General features: G+C 31.7%; 17 protein-coding genes. 3 read left to right on the plus strand and 14 right to left on the minus strand.

What is annotated here, in order from left to right; genetic code table 11:
• Nucleotides 1–81: 81 nt before the first annotated feature.
• The 8 genes from F7O84_RS11950 to rfbD are packed head-to-tail and all read right to left on the minus strand — an operon-like array spanning nt 82 to nt 9528.
• The gene (locus F7O84_RS11950) at nt 82–2148 is read right to left on the minus strand and encodes an LTA synthase family protein (RefSeq protein WP_151145381.1); all 2067 of its coding nucleotides are present in this window, start codon (nt 2146–2148) and stop codon (nt 82–84) included.
• 37 nt (nt 2149–2185) lie between these two features.
• Nucleotides 2186–3103, minus strand: coding sequence for a nucleotidyltransferase family protein (locus F7O84_RS11955; protein WP_151145384.1), 918 nt, complete (start codon nt 3101–3103; stop codon nt 2186–2188).
• A 42-nt stretch (nt 3104–3145) separates the two neighbouring features.
• Nucleotides 3146–3910 carry a hypothetical protein gene (locus tag F7O84_RS11960; protein ID WP_151145387.1) on the minus strand — a complete coding sequence of 255 codons (765 nt, stop codon included), beginning with the start codon at nt 3908–3910 and terminating at the stop codon, nt 3146–3148.
• A 16-nt stretch (nt 3911–3926) separates the two neighbouring features.
• Nucleotides 3927–4964 (minus strand): DUF6077 domain-containing protein, encoded by a 1038-nt coding sequence (locus F7O84_RS11965; protein ID WP_151145390.1) that lies wholly within the window; start codon nt 4962–4964, stop codon nt 3927–3929.
• Between the two features lie 5 nt (nt 4965–4969).
• Nucleotides 4970–5737 (minus strand): hypothetical protein, encoded by a 768-nt coding sequence (locus F7O84_RS11970; RefSeq protein WP_151145393.1) that lies wholly within the window; start codon nt 5735–5737, stop codon nt 4970–4972.
• Nucleotides 5718–6716, minus strand: coding sequence for a DUF6077 domain-containing protein (locus F7O84_RS11975; protein ID WP_151145396.1), 999 nt, complete (start codon nt 6714–6716; stop codon nt 5718–5720). The genes F7O84_RS11970 and F7O84_RS11975 overlap by 20 nt, the downstream gene beginning before the upstream one ends.
• Nucleotides 6717–6739: 23 nt before the next feature.
• Nucleotides 6740–8635 (minus strand): hypothetical protein, encoded by a 1896-nt coding sequence (locus F7O84_RS11980; RefSeq protein ID WP_151145398.1) that lies wholly within the window; start codon nt 8633–8635, stop codon nt 6740–6742.
• Nucleotides 8636–8688: 53 nt separating this feature from the next.
• Nucleotides 8689–9528 (minus strand): dTDP-4-dehydrorhamnose reductase, encoded by an 840-nt coding sequence (gene rfbD, locus F7O84_RS11985; protein WP_151145401.1) that lies wholly within the window; start codon nt 9526–9528, stop codon nt 8689–8691.
• Nucleotides 9529–9897: 369 nt separating this feature from the next.
• Here rfbD and F7O84_RS11990 point away from each other — a divergent pair, with 369 nt between their 5' ends.
• From F7O84_RS11990 to F7O84_RS12000, 3 genes are all read left to right on the plus strand, one after another.
• Entirely contained in the window at nt 9898–10818 is a 921-nt protein-coding gene (locus tag F7O84_RS11990; protein ID WP_151145404.1) for a beta-1,6-N-acetylglucosaminyltransferase, read from the plus strand.
• A gap of 5 nt (nt 10819–10823) precedes the next feature.
• Nucleotides 10824–12392 (plus strand): ArnT family glycosyltransferase, encoded by a 1569-nt coding sequence (locus F7O84_RS11995; RefSeq protein ID WP_151145407.1) that lies wholly within the window; start codon nt 10824–10826, stop codon nt 12390–12392.
• A 448-nt stretch (nt 12393–12840) separates the two neighbouring features.
• The gene (locus tag F7O84_RS12000) at nt 12841–14640 is read left to right on the plus strand and encodes a glycosyltransferase family protein (protein ID WP_151145410.1); all 1800 of its coding nucleotides are present in this window, start codon (nt 12841–12843) and stop codon (nt 14638–14640) included.
• 51 nt (nt 14641–14691) lie between these two features.
• Here the strand turns inward: F7O84_RS12000 and F7O84_RS12005 are convergent, their stop codons facing one another.
• The 6 genes from F7O84_RS12005 to F7O84_RS12030 form a co-directional block, all read right to left on the minus strand.
• A complete protein-coding gene (locus F7O84_RS12005) occupies nt 14692–15744 on the minus strand; it encodes an acyltransferase family protein (RefSeq protein ID WP_151145413.1) in 1053 nt (350 codons plus the stop codon).
• A 21-nt stretch (nt 15745–15765) separates the two neighbouring features.
• Nucleotides 15766–16254, minus strand: a complete 489-nt coding sequence (locus tag F7O84_RS12010; protein WP_151145416.1) for a GtrA family protein — start codon at nt 16252–16254, stop codon at nt 15766–15768.
• A gap of 87 nt (nt 16255–16341) precedes the next feature.
• Nucleotides 16342–17289: a glycosyltransferase family 2 protein gene (locus F7O84_RS12015; RefSeq protein WP_151145418.1), complete on the minus strand. Its 948-nt coding sequence runs from the start codon at nt 17287–17289 to the stop codon at nt 16342–16344.
• Nucleotides 17282–17701: a sugar 3,4-ketoisomerase gene (locus F7O84_RS12020; RefSeq protein ID WP_151145421.1), complete on the minus strand. Its 420-nt coding sequence runs from the start codon at nt 17699–17701 to the stop codon at nt 17282–17284. The genes F7O84_RS12015 and F7O84_RS12020 overlap by 8 nt, the downstream gene beginning before the upstream one ends.
• Before the next feature lie 19 nt (nt 17702–17720).
• Entirely contained in the window at nt 17721–18812 is a 1092-nt protein-coding gene (locus F7O84_RS12025; RefSeq protein WP_151145424.1) for a DegT/DnrJ/EryC1/StrS family aminotransferase, read from the minus strand.
• 138 nt (nt 18813–18950) lie between these two features.
• On the minus strand, nt 18951–19946 hold the full coding sequence (locus F7O84_RS12030) for an acyltransferase family protein (protein WP_151145428.1): 996 nt from the start codon (nt 19944–19946) through the stop codon (nt 18951–18953).
• Nucleotides 19947–19984: the final 38 nt, after the last annotated feature.

The raw sequence follows: 19984 nt of genomic DNA on the forward strand, positions 1-19984 counted from the left end.
AATATAGTTTTAAATATATTAACATATCACTTTATAATCGTCAAACAATTCCCTCTCTACAAGTTGATAGACTTAACCAACCTAATTAAGGTAAAACATTTCATCCACTCTATTTTTACTGTCGTGAACATTATTATATTGAACAATCCTATATTTATTTATAAGATCATAGTAAGGTGATTTTTTTTCATCATACTCATAAAATTTACCATCAGCACCAAAGTAGCCTAGTGAATTTATTATTGGAATTTGTTCATGCATACTCAATAAAAACTGTTGATACGGTGTAAGTTTAAGCCCTATTTTATTAAAAATATAGGCAGAAAGATAGTTCAGACTAATTCCGTCCACTTCTTCCTCTTGAATATCATAATTTGCCCATGCAAAGAATGGAATTCTATATTTGGCCATCATGGTTTCTGCATCTAACTCACTTTGTTTTTGTCCAAATAACTTGTTATACCAAGATGAGCTAAGTCCTGGTTGATGATCTCCAAAGAAAATAATAATCGTAGGTTCATTTACGTTTTCAAAGTAATTAACCAGCTTCTTGACTGCATCATCTGTATATTTAATGAGACTTAAATACGTTTCAGCGTTCTCATTCCAGTATGTTTCATCTGTGATTTTAATTTTAGTCTCAAAATTAGGGAACTGACTCGCATTTTCATATCCGCTATGATTTTGCATTGTTATATTAAATAGAAAAAAAGGATCTTTGCTTTGCTTCTTTGACTCTTCAAATACCTCAATAATCTTATCAAAATTAGCCTCATCTGATACGTATTTTCTTATTCTTGCACTGTCCACAAAAGCCTCTTCTGAAATAAATTGTTTAAAACCTATTAACGGATATGCGGTTGCTCTTCGATAGCCATTTGCCCGATATGGATGCATCGCAACATTGCCTGTATAGTTTTGACTCTCAAAATTATACACGATACTCGGGAATTTTTTCTTAACATATAACTGATACGGTATGGCCCCCTCTGGCAACAGTGCCACCGAATTACCTGTCAAAAATTCAAACTCCGAATTAGCTGTAGCCCCGCCAAATACAGAACTGTACATCCACCCTTTTATAGTATTTTCTTCTAGGCTTCTAATAAATGGCATATAATCCTCATTTGTATCAAAATCATTGACTGTCTTTAAATCAGAAAATGCTTCATTCATTATAACAATCACATTTGGTCTTTCACCTGTTCCTGTTTCTTGACTGTATTCTTTCGCAATTTCCTCAATCAACGAAATACTATATCCTTCTGGCTCCTGTACAATAAGAGGACCTATAGAACGAACAACAGCAACAAATGTTCCATATAATTTATATCCCGTATGCGGTGTAAATAGCTTTGTCTTTACTTTCCAATCTGCAAGTTGATTAGAAAATATAAATACATGTAAAAACATAGAAAAATATGCTATACACACAACCACTGCTGGAACTCTAAATTTCCAAGTTGGAAAAGCCTTAAAACTTTTTAATTTACATATTGCAGTAACAATGAACAAAGTCATAATAATCATATAATAAATATGATAATCTAAAAAGAATTCATAATCTCCTGCTACACTCGCAGCCGTACCTGCCGTAAATACATCAGATGCTACTATTACAATTCCTCTGAAACTATATACATAATAATTTATAACTCCAAACAAATTGATTATTATTGTCATTCCAATTATTGCCGCTTTTATGCTATTCGTAATCACAAGAAGAGTCAATACTATAACTGATAGTATAATAAAATCCAATAAAATATATCGTTTTCTTATGCTAGTTATCACTATATTATAAATACTTTTTTGATAAAATTCAAAAGCATAATAACAATACACAGGAGAAAGAAAAAATAATCCCCATGAAACCACCTGATTTATCCTTTCATTCCATTTAATTTTAATCAATGCTAAAATAAGGGTTAGTACTGCAAATATAACTGATACAACTGCGGTGTCATAAGCATTCTGATCCCTGACTCCGTCCTGCGTATAGGTAATAAACCCTTTGTTAACTACCAGAAAAAACCACAGCCAGATTGCTGAAGCAATTAGTGTTGCGTATCTTGCAATACAGTTTATTTTTTCTCTTGTGACAATATTTTTTAAGTTTTCATTCATTTCCAAAATTTTATTTTTCATTTTTTTGTCCTTATATTCGTTCTACTCCTGGAACCTTTTAAAACAATTTCTCTGGATACTTACCTTGTGCTATTAATTGTTTGAAAGAAGACACAACAACATCTTTATCTTCTTTGTAAGTAACACCAAACCATCTATCGTTACTTTCTAGCAATTTAACTTTTGCTTTGTTTTCTTTAATTAGATTGTCTATAATAGTTGGTAGAAGATATTCTTTCTTTTCATCTACATCTCCAAGATTTTTTAAAAATTCAATAAATCCTGTTTCCAACTCATTCATAATACTTGGAAGAAATCCCCACATATTCATAGACACATAGCTGTTCTTATCTATCTCTTTTGTTTTTCCGTCTGCCAAAGATACAACTGCCTTATCTCCAATCTTTTCAATGCCACTTGTCTCTTCCACATCACGAAGATAGAAATCACTGTCAACACTGCAAACCCCTCTTGTAACTGCTCCGTTTTCACTTAAGGTATTGCCTAATATAAATCCCGCCATACAATAATTGTATTTGTCATCCATGTTCTTAACACTTTGCAAATAATTATGTATTTTAACAAATGCTTCTTTTCCATAATAATCATCTGCATTGATTACTACAAACGGCCCAGAAATAAGATTCTTACAAGACAATATAGCTTGTCCCGTTCCCCATGGCTTTGTTCTTTTTGTTGAAACATTTATACCTGCTGGCAAATCATCAATCTCTTGAAAAGCATATTCAACCTTAATAACTTTTTCCATTCTATTCCCAATTACTTCTTTAAAATCTTTTTCCAAATCTTTTCGAATGATAAATACTACCTTATTAAAGCCCGCTTCAATCGCATCATATATTGAGTAATCCATGATTATTTCACCGCTTGGTCCTACTGGCTCTAATTGCTTAATTCCACCTCCAAATCGACTTCCTATTCCTGCTGCCATAATTACTAAAGTTGTTTCTCCCATTTTTAATCTCCTTATCTTTTATCATATTTATATTTGTATAACTTACTCAACTAATTTAAATACCGTATAACTATCTGTCACTCCATATAATTTATACCCGTATTGCTCAATTTCTTCAATACCAATAGAGCTATTATCAAAAACAACATATTTACAATCTTTTTTCTTAGTATATTTGGCTATATATTTGGTATCTGGTTCACTACTATTTAATTGCAGTAGGATTTTATATTTTTTACCTTTTTGCTTATCTTTGCCTAAGTTTCGTCCATATAGCAAGTTTATATTAGGATTGTACTGTCTTATATAAGATACAATCGTTTCAGGAACTACCATTTTGGTATTGCTACCATTTGGAGCAACCATTTCGCATATTTCTATCACTTCTTGTGGTAGTTTATAATAATTAGTAGACTTGCTATAATTATTCGAATTAAATATATTTTTGCCGCCTAGTACTAACACGAATACAATTGCTGTCATAAATAATTGCTTTTGATAACGTCTGTTAATTCTTTCTAGAAGTTTCGTAAGCACCAGCGCAATAAGAATACCACTTGGCATCAACCAAAACACTCGCCAGTACACACTTTCTCCAATAAAATATTTACCAAAAACAAATGCAATTGGCGGAAATAAAATAATAACTAAAGCTGTAATACAATAATAAACCAAATGTATATTTTCTTCTTTTTTATCGTTAATTAAAATTATTATAAAAGAACCTATTAATAATAATTGTATTATACCATTCGATGTATATATCTGATAAGCATCTTGTACAAACTGCCAACCGATTTGAAACATAGAGGACTCCCTTCACTCAACTTATTATTACATAAAGTAATCCACATAAGATACTTGGCAAACAACAAAGCATATAACAAAAAAGTCTTGTTAATTTCTTAGTCATAATCAAATCTACTAGTGCCCAACATCCAATTAACAATGGAGCTAAAAATATTCCCATAGAAGAAACATGGCTTGCTGCTAATGTTCCAAAAAATAAAGCAATAAAAAATAGATATTCCATTTCTTTACGGGTCTTATAACATAAATACAAAAGAAATGGTAAAATACCTGCTGCAAGAAATGCCTTCCCTTGCCATAAACGAAATAATAAAAAGGATTGCGTTGTAAACTCAGAATAATTACCAAAAATATTAATTATACTAATGAGCACTAAATAAACTCCTAATGATTCTGATTTTTGAAACCATTCTTTCCCCCACAAATAATATACCATATATACGAATAATAATAAAACAAGTGGCAAAAATAAGTGAGCATATACTGTAGCGTGTACCAAAGTTAACTTTGACATGACAGCATAATAAATAGAAAATGGTGACAAAATATATCTGTCTGGTAAATTCTTATAAGTTACTCCTGAATAAGGACTTTTCACATATAAGTTATCATTGGCAACTGCAGTCGTTGCCGTTGCAACAAAAAATGCATCGTCATCATCAATATGCTCATAAGCTATATAGGAATACCCTTGTAACATTATTAACAATAACGCTCCAAATAAATAAATATTAAATTTTTTTAAAACTATTGTCACATGACTCATTGTAACAAAAATTCGCTTATGATTTATCACAATTGAAACAATGCTTAATGTTCCCCACACTAGCTTCACTAACATTGTTAAAAAGGTAAGTGAAACTTTCAAATAAATTGCAATGAGAGTAATCGGCTGAAATATTCCAAGCATAACAATAAATCCAATTAAAAAATTGATTGCAATATTGTTTTTATCATCTGATTTCATAAATTTAGTAATCAAATATCCAATTAATATTGGTACGATTAAATTCCATAAAACAATCAGTAAAATATTATAAAATAAACTCATCCTATTTACTCCTGTACATTTTCAAATACTTGAAAATCCTCAAACGTATTGACATACCGAAACCCATAATTTTGCGGATTATCTTCTTTCACCTGTTGATTCAACAAAATCAGGTAGTCGCATCCATTTTGTTTTGCAAGCTGAGTCAAGTTAGGCATATCTGGTTCAGAATCTGATAACATAATACGCATATTCATAACGCTTTCATCTTCTGCTTCATCCCAGTTTTCTCTTACCTTAGGAGCACATACCAACTTTATGTTTGCATTATATTGTCTAATAAAAACACCTTGGACTTCTGTGATTGCAATCGTAGGTGATTGGTTGGTAGCGGTTACACAATTGGCAATATCTACTGCAAGATCATAGACTTTATCTTCATTATTGGCCTGAAAAAAGTACTCTTTAGTATAAACAAATCGTCCACTTAATGCAATTAGAATCAAGCTTCCTATCAGTGCTATTAATCGCTTCTTTCTTTCAGTTACTTTTAACAATACATTTGTAAGTGCATACGAACTCAATATTGGAACCAATAGTATCATCCCCAATCGATAAAGATGATTCTCTCCAAAAATATCAATCTCATACTTTAAAAAAAACGGATTCAATAAAATAATACTTCCAAATAAAACATAAAGAGCAATAACCCTTACCCTTTGATTCGTCTTTATCAAGAAAAACCCTAATAAAGTGGTAAGCAAAAGCATTATTTTTCCAGTATGTCTATATATCTCGATAGAATTTTGTAAATTAGATATTAATTCCTGCATCTATTCTCTTCCTTTTGGTTAACATCCTCTCAACAAGGAAACTAAACCCTAGTAAAATTACAGTTAGGCTTGAAAGCACTATCCCACTTTTTGGAACTGACATAACGCCAATTATAAACATCATACCAGCCATAACCAAATCTAATACATTTTGTCCTTTTTTTAAAAACTTAAATTCAAAATAAAAGATTCCTGGCAAAGCTATATTATAAAGAAATGTTCCCCCTTGCCACACCGATGTCGTTAGCATCTCATAAGATGTATCATAATGATTACCGATAAAAAAATTTCCTATACATATCATAAGAATAAATAAACTTACATGATTGCGCTCTTTCTTAAATAATAACATTCCAATCTCTCGATATAGAACATAGGCAAGAGGTATATATACTACTGGTACGATACTGTGACACATAAATGCACCCGTGACACCGAATATCTTTGCAAGCATCGCCCAATAAGCAGGTAAAGAAGCAATTAAATGAGCCTTATAGCTACTCCATGTAATACTTGCTCCAGTGTATGGAGAATAGGAAAGTAATTGGTCTGTTGTAAGTGTTGTGCTCGCCATTCCCACATAATAAGCATCATTTGCATGCGTAAAAATGTACTTATAACAGATAACCATTTGAATTACTACAAAAAAAAGCACTATACCATCAAAAACATTTATTTTCTTTATCTCTAAAAAAGCTGTCTTTATCAATTCTAAAATCAGTTTTTTTGACACTAACGCTGAAACTAGTGCTATAAGACCAACTAAAATAGTCCAAATCTGAGTCAGTCTACTAAGTGTTTGTCCAAGAATTGTCATCGGAATAAACAACACTTCAAATAAAGCCATCATAACAATACTTCCACATAAAATTGATTTAAAAAAACTGGCTTGTTTTTCTTTTAATGCTTTCATTATAAGACATCCAATTAACATGGATATGAATATAAAAAGAAGCAATACCTGAATTACCTTTAACATTTATCCACCTCTCTAATTGCCAGCTATCTTATTATCATAAACAGATTGTTCTTGCTAAGTTCCCCATTAATAGAGATTGGCTCCATTCCTTCGATTACACCATCATTTAAATAGGGATATATATTTTTACTATTATAATTATGTTCATATTTTTCTATGCTGACTTCGTAAACTTTATCTTTTTCAACCTGAATGTTTTTCAACTCAATTTCATATAATTTATCACTTTCTATCAATGCTTGGCCTACTCTTTCTTGATATAAAATGCTTTGATTATATGTATCTGTGATTGTAACAACAATAGAACCACGATTTTTTCTTTTAATTGACTTGTTACGAAATTTTAACGTAAGGCTGTTTAGTTCTCTATTATCTGTTGCCTTAAACATTTGTTTAAACACATTTCCATCCATAATACTCATATCGGAAATAAAAGGCTTGTTACTAGTATTATACATAACTAAATTTTGCCCTTTAACTGATCCATATATTACTATACATGTAATAAGCAATGATGTAAATGCTCGAAAGATTGTACCTGTTAATCGATCTATTTTTTTATTTTCTAAATTGTTATCTAGTTTAACACGCGACGGAAAATTTATAAATAACATAACTATCATACATGCAGCAAAAACGGTAAATAACAATCCTTTATAATCTCCAATATATTTTAATAAAAATACAGATACATTACCGTACTTTAAATTTTGTTTTCGAGGAATCTCAATGATTTTGGGTAATAATAACTTTCTACACAATTGTGAAAGTTTATATATTTTATGTTCTGATAAAAGAAATAAAACACATGCTGTTGAACCTATGGATTCCAATACAAAATTCATCCATAACTCTGTAGGATTCATTGCCATTACTAAAATTACAAAAGGCAAATAAAGTACTATCCAATAAGATCTGAAATTTACAGTTATTAAAAATATTGTAAATATAAAAAAACCGATATATGAAATAATATATAAAAGCTCTCGATTTTTTTCTTTGTCATCATTTATATTCACAAAACCATTTTCAGTATAGCAATAAACACAAACCGCAATAAAGGCGATTAAGAATAATACTAACCCATGCTGACCGATACCTAAATTTCCTGCTATAATTAATTTTAGTGCATCTTTATTTTGTGATTGCATACACATAATATAAGCAGAGTCATTCCAATAAATCAATTTTTCAGCTATGACTAGGCTATATGTCAATAACATTTTAAATAGTATCTTTACTACCTTCTTTTCTTTGAGCAAAAGAATTGGAATAAATATAAACAAAGAAAACATTTTAAATGGAACTGCAAGCATAAAAATCAAAATAAACTTTGTATTTTGATTTTTTATAAATGCTTCCATCCCTGCCAAGATAAGAAAAAGTGTCAATACATCATATTGAACAGCTATGAATCCTCCCAGAAGCAGGGCACTGCTTGAAGCGAACAAAAGACATATTATTCTTTTACTATAGTTCTTATATTCTACTTCATCTAATAGATTTATAATTTTTTTAATACATCCAACAGCACCAAATACAATTAGTAGTTTACACCACAAGTATGAAGCAATAAAGAAATTTCCTCTTAACCCCCATATATTTTTAATAATATATACTGGAATATTCCATATTGCAAATACGATGTAAATTGGTAAATTGTAGTTTGCTGTATAAACGGTATTCCCAAATGCATTTATAATAGCATAATCATAATAATTAAAAAATTGTCCGTCTTTAATCGACTCAATTAATAAAATTGAGTTATTCATAGTATCATTTATATCAAAATAAAAAAACACAAAATAGGCTATTAAGATAGAAATACCTGTAAATGCCCAAGACAAGGCCTTTTTCTGACTTAAAAAGTCGCTCATTCTATATGAATACTGTTTCACTTTAAATATGTTTTCATTCATAGTGAGACTTTTTCTCCTCTTTTGTATATGTAATGTCTTATTCCCGCATCACACTAATAATTTAACATATACTCTTTAATCGCCTCTTCCCATGAAGCGAAGGTAAAATCACTTGTAAGCTTAAGCATATAATTATCCAACACAGAATAAGCTGGTCTTACTGCTGGTGTTGGATACTCAGCTGTAGTTATCGCTTCTACCACAGTTTTTTTACCTGCCAATCTAAAGATTTCCTTGGCAAAATCTGCCCAACTACAAGCGCCCTCACAAGTACCATGAAACAATCCATAATTTTGAGTTGGGACTAAATGTGCAATCATTTTCGCTAATTCAGAAGCACTTGTTGGCGAACCAAACTGGTCTCCCACTACTCGAACCTTATCATTCGTTTCTGAGAGTCGAAGCATTGTTTTTACAAAATTCTTTCCATCTCCATACAACCAAGCCGTTCTAATAATAAAATAATCTTTTGCAAACTCTTTTACAAAATTTTCTCCTGCAAGCTTAGTAAAGCCATACATTCCTTGCGGATTCACAGTATCAAATTCAGTATATGGCTTTGTTGCATTTCCCTCAAACACATAGTCAGTGGATATATGAATCATTTTGGCTCCCACTTGGGTAGCTGCTATACTTAAATTTCTAGGACCAATTGCATTAATACGATACGCATTGTCTTGATCTGTCTCACAAGCATCAACACCTGTATGTGCCGCGCAGTTAATAATTGCATAAGGTTTCACTTCTTTCATCATGCTTACAACCGCATCTACATTAGTTATATCAAGTTCTGCCACATCCGTATTTACTAACTCATAATCTGTATTCTCATATTGTTTATTGATTGCTCTCCCTAATTGACCATTACATCCTGTAATTAATAACTTTTTCATTTTTATTCCCTTTCACTTAAATCAAATTCAAATTATTTCTTTAAAATATTATGTTTCTTTTCATTTCCTACTAGCAAATAATTATGATGTTTATTTTGCTTACTTTACGAATGATTCCTCTGTAATGAATATTCTTCTATTTACATAGTTTTTATACATATCCTAATTTTATAGTATAAAGGATTCTTAGTAAATAGGCAAGCTATCTAAACAATACTTTTTAACGTTTGATTTTACCTTGATTATTTGTAATCCCTATAAAACATTACAAATATTTACAGAAACCTTAAGTATCTGCTATTTTCTTTTCAATGGAATTTATTTGTGATATACTCTCAAGTAATAAAAAGTAACAAGTGAGGGATTCTCATGAAACATGCATACGGTATTATTGCTTTTAATAATTGGAGCCTATTAGAAAAGTTGATTATGCTCCTTGATGATGAGCGTAATGACCTTTATATTCATATTGATAAAAATGTAAAGATAGATAATATGGAACGCTTTAAGACAATAACCAAATATTCCAATGTGTTTTTTTTAGAACGATTGGATGGAAGCTGGGGAACTCCAGGTCTTATGGATATCCAGTTATTATTTTATAAAACTGCAACAAAGAAGGATACCTACCAGTATTATCATCTTCTGTCTGGTGTATGCCTTCCACTTAAAACACAAGATGAAATCCATGCATTCTTTGACAAAAATGCTGGCAAAGAGTTTGTTCACTTTGTATCCAAACCTCCTGTCGAAGAATATATCTATAAGCGCTATTCTCTCTATCATTTCTTTTTGCGTTATGTAAGAGGAGGAGGCTTTGTACGCAAAGCCTTACTTGGTGTGATTGGAGAAAAAATAAGTATAGCGCTACAAACACTACTTCGTATTGACCGACAAGCCGATATAAAGCAAGTGCTTAGCTACGGATCAAATTGGAGCAGTATTACACACGATTTAGCACTATATGTTGTGGAAAATATAGACAAGATAAAAAAAAGAACGCGTTACACCTTTGCTCCAGACGAATGTGCACTACAAACTTTGGTGTATCAATCTGATTTTAAAAACAAGTTGTATCATACAGAATATAACGATGACTATATCGCAAATCAACGATACATTGACTGGAATAGGGGAAACCCATATGTCTGGACAAACGAAGATTTTGATGAATTAATGAATTCAGGGTTTTTATTTGCTAGAAAATTTGATTTGGCAACCGATTCTATAATCGTCGAACGTATTTTTGATAAATTAATGAAATTACAAGAAACAAAAAAGGGGATTTAATTAATATGAAATTAGAAACATTTAGAGCTTCTTTACCCCCTGGTAAGGGTAAAAAGGCATATCATGCTGTTTTGAACTTTATCAATCGTTTTTATATTCCCATTTTTATTTTATTATCTGGAGTCCTATTCTTTCTATGTTTTTATCATTTGGATGTTAAATGGGTCTCTGAATGGGATGAAGCAAGACATGGGGTGAATGCTTATGAAATGTACACCAATAAGAACTTCATTGTAAATACTTATAACTATGAGAATGACTATTGGAATCTAAAGCCTCCACTTAGTTATTGGGGTATTATGCTTGGCTTTCGTATCTTTGGTTTTAATGTATTTTCCTTGCGTTTTTATAGTGCGGTTTGTTACTTTATTACCTGTATCGTTGCCAGTCTATTTGTAAAACGACAAAGTAGACTGGCTTCACTTGCTACATTGGGATTCTTTTGTGCCAGTGGTCTTGCCTTCGCAACGCATATGGCTAGAGCTGGTGATGCTGATTCCTTATATACCATGTTTTTTACCCTTTCAATGCTAGCAATGATGTTAGTTCATGAGAACAAAAAAATGCTTTATATGAGTGGACTTTGCTTCGCGCTTGCCTTTCTTACAAAAAGCTGGCATTCTGGCATGATTGTAATAATTGGTGGATTGTATCTATTAATTACGGGAGAAATCAAAAAAATAAAATCTAAAGAATGGATATTCTTCATTCTTTCTTTTTGTTTGCCAATTTTTCTTTGGGCTTTGGCGCGATACCTTGCAGACGGTCCTAGATTTTTTATAGAAATGTTAAATACGGATTTACTAAATCGCACCAGTAATGCATTGGAAGGACATGAATATCCGTTTTCATTCTATTTTCAGCACATTTTTAATGGTTATTATCAAAATATCGATGGCTCATATAGCCTGATTACAAAAGACGGATTGTATGGAAATTATATTTATAAATTCGCCTTGCTCATCTGCATGATTGGTGCCATATTTTTTAATATGTTATTCCAAAAAGAGCATAAAAATAAGTTTATCGGTTACTTTCTTTGGTTTTTTGTTCCCTTTTTAGCGTTTTCTGCTACCAAAACCAAATTAATTTGGTATGTTTATCCAGCTCTTATACCACTTTCAATGGTCGCAGGTATTTATACTGCAAAGTTACTTACCTCGGAACAAATTTTATTGAAGGTAAAATGGATATTACTAATAGCCATTACCTTGCTGCTGTTCAAATATACAACCCTAAATATAAACGCCATACAAGAAGTGAAAGGGGATTCCTTTCAAAGTTTTATAGCAAATAGTGTTTCCAGAGATTCTTCTTATGCTGGTGCAGATGCTTATTTGTTTACAGGCGATAGTGAAATTCCCAAAACCAATTGGAGCCAAGATATTTTATTTTTAGGAGAAATCAATGGGGATTACCATTGTATGGATGGAGGACTAGATGCTTTTTTAAAAAGTAAGGATTCTAGTGTGTTATATATTTCTTCTGTTTACTATAAGTTATATCAGGAAAATGAGTTAAAGAATTGTGACATATTATATCAATCTGAAGATTTTTATTTATTAAGCAACTAGACAAAGTATATTTTTCCTAACCTAATATACAAACGAGACCACAAGGAGATTTTTACAAATGATACAAAATGTTTTTGAAAAAATAAGCATTAAATTTATTTACACTTTATTACTAATTTTTGTTTTTATCGCACTACTAGGTTCCTTCTTCTTCGTGCCACACCTAACTACACTAGAAAGTAATACTTTTTATTTTGTGTTAATAGAAATAATTGGTGTTTTCTTTTTTATGTGCATGATAAAGATACTCTACACTTTTGTTTTAAAATTACCTCAAAAATATGATTTGCTATTTAGCGTTGTGTGTTTAGCGTTCATAGCAATAATCCAATTATTAGTCGTAAAATACTTGGAAATAAGAGCACTTGATGATCTTAATAAAGTCAGTAATATGGCAATTGACTTAATTCATGGAGGGAAATTTACCAGCAAAAACACATACTTTAGTATGTATACTAACAATATACCTTTAACTATATATTTATCACAATATTATAAATTATTGATTCGATTTGGCTTTGGAAATTATACCTTGACAGGAAGTTTACTTGGTGTTTTTTGTATTGATGCGACTATCATAATAACTAGTCTTATATTAAAGGAGTTAAGAGACAAAAAAACAGCAGTCTTTTTCATTGCCTTTAATATCTTTAATCCAATCATCTATTTATGGGGAACTTTTTATTATACGACTATAGTAGCCCTGCCTTTTATGATGCTTGGAATTTATCTGATTGTTATATTACAAAGGGAAAAGAAATTAACTTACTTTTGTTTGAAAGCTTTTTTATTCGCTATCGTTCTATACATAGGAACACAATTAAGGCCCACAACTTCTTTTGTATTAATTGGATTAATCGCCTTTAGTATCTTAAAGATTTTTACTTATAAATTTAATCGCAATCATGTTATATTACATGGGAAAAAATTATTATGTGGAATCGCTGCCTTTTTTATCGGATTACTTCTTGTTCATATCAGCTATCATAGCTTGTTAGACCCTACCATGGAGGCAGATTATAATAAGACAAAATTTCCAGCCACTCATTGGGTTATGATGGGTCTAAAAGATAACGGTGGATTTGATTGGGGAGACGAACAAGCAACTTTAGCACGCGAAACAAAAGAAGATAAAATAAAGTTCAACAAAAAACAAATACATTCTCGAATAGAGGCTATGGGGATTCGTGGAATGGGAGAATTATTTGTCAAAAAATTAATTTATACCTGGTCAGATGGCTCTCATGACTATCCAGTTACGATGCGAGCTAGCCATAATTATACTAATTATCATAAATATATCACTGGTGAAAAAAAAGATCCTTTTATCATATATTGTCAAATATTTAATATTACGATACTTCTTTTTCTTTTTATACAAATGGTAAAACTGTTTCGAAATAATATTAATCCTAAGAGTTTATTGATTTATATCATCCTTCTTGGAGGTTTTCTATTTCACATACTCTGGGAAGCTAACCCCAAATACAGTTTAAATTTTATCTTTCTAGTATTGTTTATCGACATGGAAGCTCTACCAGACTTTTTTCAAAACGAGCACTTGTCACAACTATTTAACAAGGTAGTCCCTGCGCTTGGAAACATTTTTATTTTGCTGTCACTCATAATTTCATTTATACTGTATCCGCATTTTACAAAAGATTCTATGACCTTTCATGACTTGGTACAAGGTCAGTTTGTATCAAATAAGGATCGCATAGGTGATATGTATCAAGGTTCCTATATTCAGCAAAGTTTTCATACAAGCAGAGCTTTCAATAATGTAGAAATCCAAGTATTTAACAACTCCTCTTCTCAAGATGCCATTTATCGATTTGAATTACTTGATGAAAATCAGACTGTAAAATATACTGCAGATTTTTCACCCACTACGAAAAATATGATTGAGTTGATTGAATTTAATTTTGAAACGATTGTTCCAAAAAAAGCAAGTACCTTTTACATTAAAATATCTTCTGACGGCGTGGAAGCAAATGATGCAATCATCTTTTGTATGTCGAACAAACAAGGATATGACGTTTTCCCTCATGGAAATCTCTTTGTTAATGATCAGGAAATCGCTGGAGATATTGCTTTTTCTGTAAGTGAAGTATCAAAAGCGCCTTACACAAGTTCATTCCTATATGTATTATTTATAGGAAGTGTGTTATTAATTGAATATCTCATCTTTTATTACTATAAGAAAAGAGGACAAGTCCACATCCGCTCACTAATCCCTCATTCTTGAGGGACGTGACTGGCTTTTATCTACTGAATGCACTCACTTATTAACATGCATTCACAAAACCTTCGTCTTTAGACAGTTCAAACCTTGAAGAATAAGCAATTCGATAAAGGATATAGCTATAAGAATCATCATAAATATCACAATACCTTTGCTATAACTTAATTGATTTAAGTATGCACCAATCAAATAAATTACAAAGATTTGATTTAAAAACATCGGATAACTCAATTTACCAATCCAAACAATAGGTTGTTTCGATAACAATTTGGTTATATACGTCTGTTCTGAAAACGATAGCGTGATACCAACTGCCAGTAATAAAATTATATAAAAGTCAATTTGTGTGTGCCCTTTTTGATTCATTAAGAAAATAGAAAGTAAAAATACTGCTAACTCTCCAATACTAAGCAACACTCTTACAACAGAAGAGCGCTGCTTTTTCTTTATTAAAAGGCTTGCATAATAACAGATTCCTCCAAGACTCATGCCAGCAAAAGCTCTCATTAAAGCATCTGAAATATCAAGAATCTTAGCGCCACCCCAAACATCTATATTTTCTGCATTTTTGGAAAAAAAGCAATAAATTCCAAGAACTGCAAGAGGCATATATAATTTTGCAAATTTTTTCTCATTTAGTTCTAATAACGCGTAAATAAAATAACCTACTATTAACATAGCAGAAATATACCAAGCAGGGTAATTAAATAATCGAAACCCCTTTAATCCAGATATCTGTAAAAAGGAAAGCTCCCACGCAGATTGGGAGAAATTTGTAATCCATGTACTTAAACTTGCTTTGTCTTGCACCATAATAAAACAAAATAAGACAAGAAAAGACAATAAATAGCATGGGTATAAGTTCTTTATCCTATGGAAGGTAAACTGCCATGCATTTATTTCTTCTTCTCTTGCCCTATTCTTATAAAAGCTAACGAACAATAAATATCCCGAGACAATAAAGAAAAACTCTGTGGCTACATAGGCACCTCCAAAATAAGGCGATGACCCATAATAAGAATTACTAAAATGCATGATTCCAATTGCACCGATTAGTATAAAACGCCATAATTCAATCGCACCATTGCGATTACTTTGATTTTTCATTTTTCTCTCCTATTTACTCTATCAGGACTCTGTTTTAAAGGCCCACTTCTTATTCAGAATAAAATTAATAGGTATTGTTACCAACAAACTTATAATTGGTGATATCACTTTTGGAAAGTGTAATATCGTTACCCACAAAAACAAAAGGATTGAGGAGCAAAAATATCCCCCTGCATAAGACATCACACATTTTACAAAAGCCTTTATAAGTGAACGTTCTTCTCCTTCTTCTTGCTTAAATACATATTTGTTATTCCAATAGAAAGCATTCACGATACCAGCAACATAACCTATAAAATAACTAATCTGATAATGAATTCCTATTTGAACACATATGACATAGACAACATATGTTAGTAAGGTATTCGATAATCCAACCAAACCAAACTTGACAAACTGCATAAAACTGATCCACTTATCTTCTTCTATCGTAATTCCAACCAAACCAGCTAGTGCAAACACAACGTTACGAGATATTTTTTCGATAAAATTCCACAGTGTATTTAACATAATAACTCCTTTACAATCTTATGATAGACAAATAGGATTTCTGTAATAGAACACAATTTCCTATTCTATTACAACAAAACATGAGCCTTATTTTAGCTCATGTTTATCTTTCACGTCTCCTACAACTTCATCTACAATGTACGGTGGTCTGTTTCTAGATGCATCCAATGCTCTCCAAACATATTCACCCAAAATTCCTAGCATTAACATAATAAGTCCAGAGGAACAAAGTAACATTACCATTAAAGACGTCCAACCTTCAACTTCTATGTGTGTAACATATTTTTGTATGACAATAATCAATGCCCATATAATGGAAGCTCCAAAAAATGTAACTCCTACCCCTGACATAAATCGAACTGGAAAATAAGAAAAACTCATCATGGAATCTAATACAAGTTTAACCTTCTTGGATAGTGTCCATTTGGACTCCCCAATTTCCCTAGCACCTCTATGAAAATAAATCATATCACGCTTAAATCCTACCCAGAGCACCTGTAAGGTAAGAGCGGAGTTCTTCTCATCTAATAATCGAAGTACTTCAATTACCTGTCGATCTAGTAAGTAACAGTCAAACCCACCCTTTGGCATAGAAGGCATGATAAATTTACGTACAATCGCATAATATAAATTTGCAAATAATTTTTCAACAAATCCATCATCTCGATCTGCTCGAACTGCTAAAACTACTTTATTTCCTTTTTCCCAACTATTCTTCATATCTAGAATCAGTTCAGCAGGTTCAACCAAATCTGCTTGTTTAACAACCGCACAATCACCAGTGCAATGCATAAGTCCCGCTAATACTGCTGCATGCTCTCCATAGTTTTTGGATAGCTTTACAAGCTTAACATGCTCATCCAATGCTTTAATTTGGTTCATAACTTCAAAAGAGTTATCCCCTGACCCGTCATCTACAAAAATAATTTCATAATCGCCTAATTTTTCTAATATCTTACTTTTAAGATCCTCATATAAAAGCATGATGGTATCTGCATTATAATATACAGGAACTATAATTGATAGTTTACTCATTCAAAACTCCTACTTCCTTAAGAAACTCATTATAATCACGTATATATTCAGATGAATCATAGTGTTCACTCGCAAGTACAAGCAATACCGAATCCTCTGAAAAATCATACATGTCCTTCCACAAATTAGTTGGAAGATATAACCCCATACGAGGTCGATTTAATTCTATTATTTCACTTTCAAAGCCATTATCTACTTTTACCTTAGAAGTGCCACTCACATTAATCATAACAAATTCAGTTCTTTTATTTGCATGCTGTCCACGAATCACCTCTGGATCAGAGCCATAAATATAAAACACTCTCTTTATTGCAAACGGTATGTCTGATTCACCCTCTACAACAACCAGGTTTCCTCTTTCGTCACCCAAATCCTTAAATTCTAAAATCTTATACTGGTTATGTATACTCATCAAAGTATTTCCTTTCATACTAGAATCTATTAATTGCATTAATAACAAAAGTCTGTTCTTCTTCTGTCATTCCATTATACATAGGAATTGACAAAACGGTATCGGCGTAATTTTCTGCAATCGGAAAATCACCTTTCTTAAAACCAAGGTAAGCATAGGCTTCTGATAAATGAGGAGGGATTGGGTAATGAATGATTGTCCCAATTTCAAGTTCATTTAAATATTCAATCATAGCATCTCTTTCTTCACATTTAATTACATATTGATGATAAATAGAAGTCGCATTCTCTCTTACCGTTGGAAGCTTTATTTTAGAATTATTAAGCTCCTCATCATATCGTTTTGCAATTGCAATCTTCTCCTGCGTTAACTCCTCCATATGTGACAGACGAACGCGAAGTAAACCAGCTTGTAACTCATCCAGTCTTGAATTTGTTCCAACAACTTTATTATAATAACGCTTTTCACTTCCATAGTTTCGATATACTCTAAAGTCTTGTGCAATTTTCTCATCATTAGTAACAATGGCACCCGCATCACCAAAGGCACCTAAATTCTTAGATGGATAAAAGGAAAAACACCCAATATCTCCAAATGTACCTGTTATTTGTCCATTGAATTTAGATCCGTGTGATTGTGCACAGTCTTCTACTAATCTCAAATTATATTTTTTTGCCAACGCAACAACATCATCCATTTTACAGGATTGACCATATAAATGTACCACTAAAATCGCCTTGGTCTTATCCGTAATCTTTTCTTCTATTTTAGATGTGTCAATATTATAATACTCATCTGGCTCTACAAATACAGGGGTTGCACCGTTCATAGAAATCCCCATAACGCTTGCGATGTAAGTATTTGATTGAACAATAACCTCATCACCCTTACCAATACCAAGAATACGAAAAGCCATCCATAGTGCATCAAGCCCATTTGCTAGTCCTACGCAATGTTTTGTTCCTATATATTCTGCAAATTCTTCTTCAAATTTTGATACTTCATTCCCTAGCACATACCAGCCTGAGCGAAGAATCTCCAATGCTTTATCCTCGAATTCCTTCTGATATAAATAAAAGCCTCTATCAAGGCGATTTGGCATTATTTTCATCTTATTAACCTCTTTTCAATCCAATATAAGCACACCTATCACATAATAAATCTTTCTTATTCTAACATGCCCCATGTGATTCGTCAATGTCCGAAACCTTGCATTTCGTCTTATTCCGTTCGACAATTTAAGCTTTTCTTAAGAATTATTTCTTCCAAACATAAGAAGGTTTGTAACCTTATTTTGCTTTATCATATAAATAAGTAACGCACTTGTAATACTCATAATAATAAAAGTAGCGAAAACAAATAAAAAACCTCGCAAAGAATAGAGCCCAAAGTTTAAATCTCCAGAGTTTAATTTGGTTGCAAAGTGAAAATGTACCGTATAAATCTCTAAAGTATATTTTCCAATCCATGCCAATTTTGACTTTATTAAGTTTTCCTTACTTTTTGAAAAAGCATAAAAAACAACATAACTTCCGAGTAAACCTTTTATAATAGACATAGAAAGTATTACTAACGGGCTGGTAAAATTATTTTGTCGAAGGCATAATACAAAAAACAAAATCAAACAAGCAAAAAAGGCAATTGTTTGGATTTCTCTTTTAAAAATAGATTGAATCTCTTCTTTGTAAACACTTAAAAAATACCCAAATAAAAACGGAGGAATATACTTTATGGTTAAAACAGGACTTAAGAATGGGTTCCCCATAATATATTGAACCACAAATACACTGCTAAGTAGTAAAAAGACAACGCAAAATCCTAGAAAACCAGTCAGCTTTGATTTTTGATAACCCTTTTTATTTAACAGCTGCGTGGTATAAAAAAGCACATTAATTATAAATAAAGTCATTAAAAACCATAGACCTCTGTCTAATTGAATCATTGTATTTGTAAAGCCACGAATCAAATCATCCCATTGCTTTAATAGTAGCCACGTAAAAAACGGAAAAAGATAAGTAACTGCTCGCTTTGAAATAACCTGTCGCCAATCCATTATGTTGCTGACTGGACTTTTCATACCACTAATATAACCACTAATCATAAAAAAAGCAGGCATTTGAACTGCTTCTATCAGTGGATAAATATAAGGATCGTAAAATCGATTTAAATTTATAATATGGCCTATCATGACAAGTAAGATGACAAAGCCTTTCATTGCATCTAAAGATTGATTGCGTTTCGCCATAAACAACGACTTCCTTTCTTTCAACTCTTAGCTATTGT

It is taken from the genome of Candidatus Galacturonatibacter soehngenii (assembly GCF_008830185.1).
Classification (GTDB): Bacteria; Bacillota; Clostridia; order Lachnospirales; family Lachnospiraceae; genus Lachnotalea; species Lachnotalea soehngenii.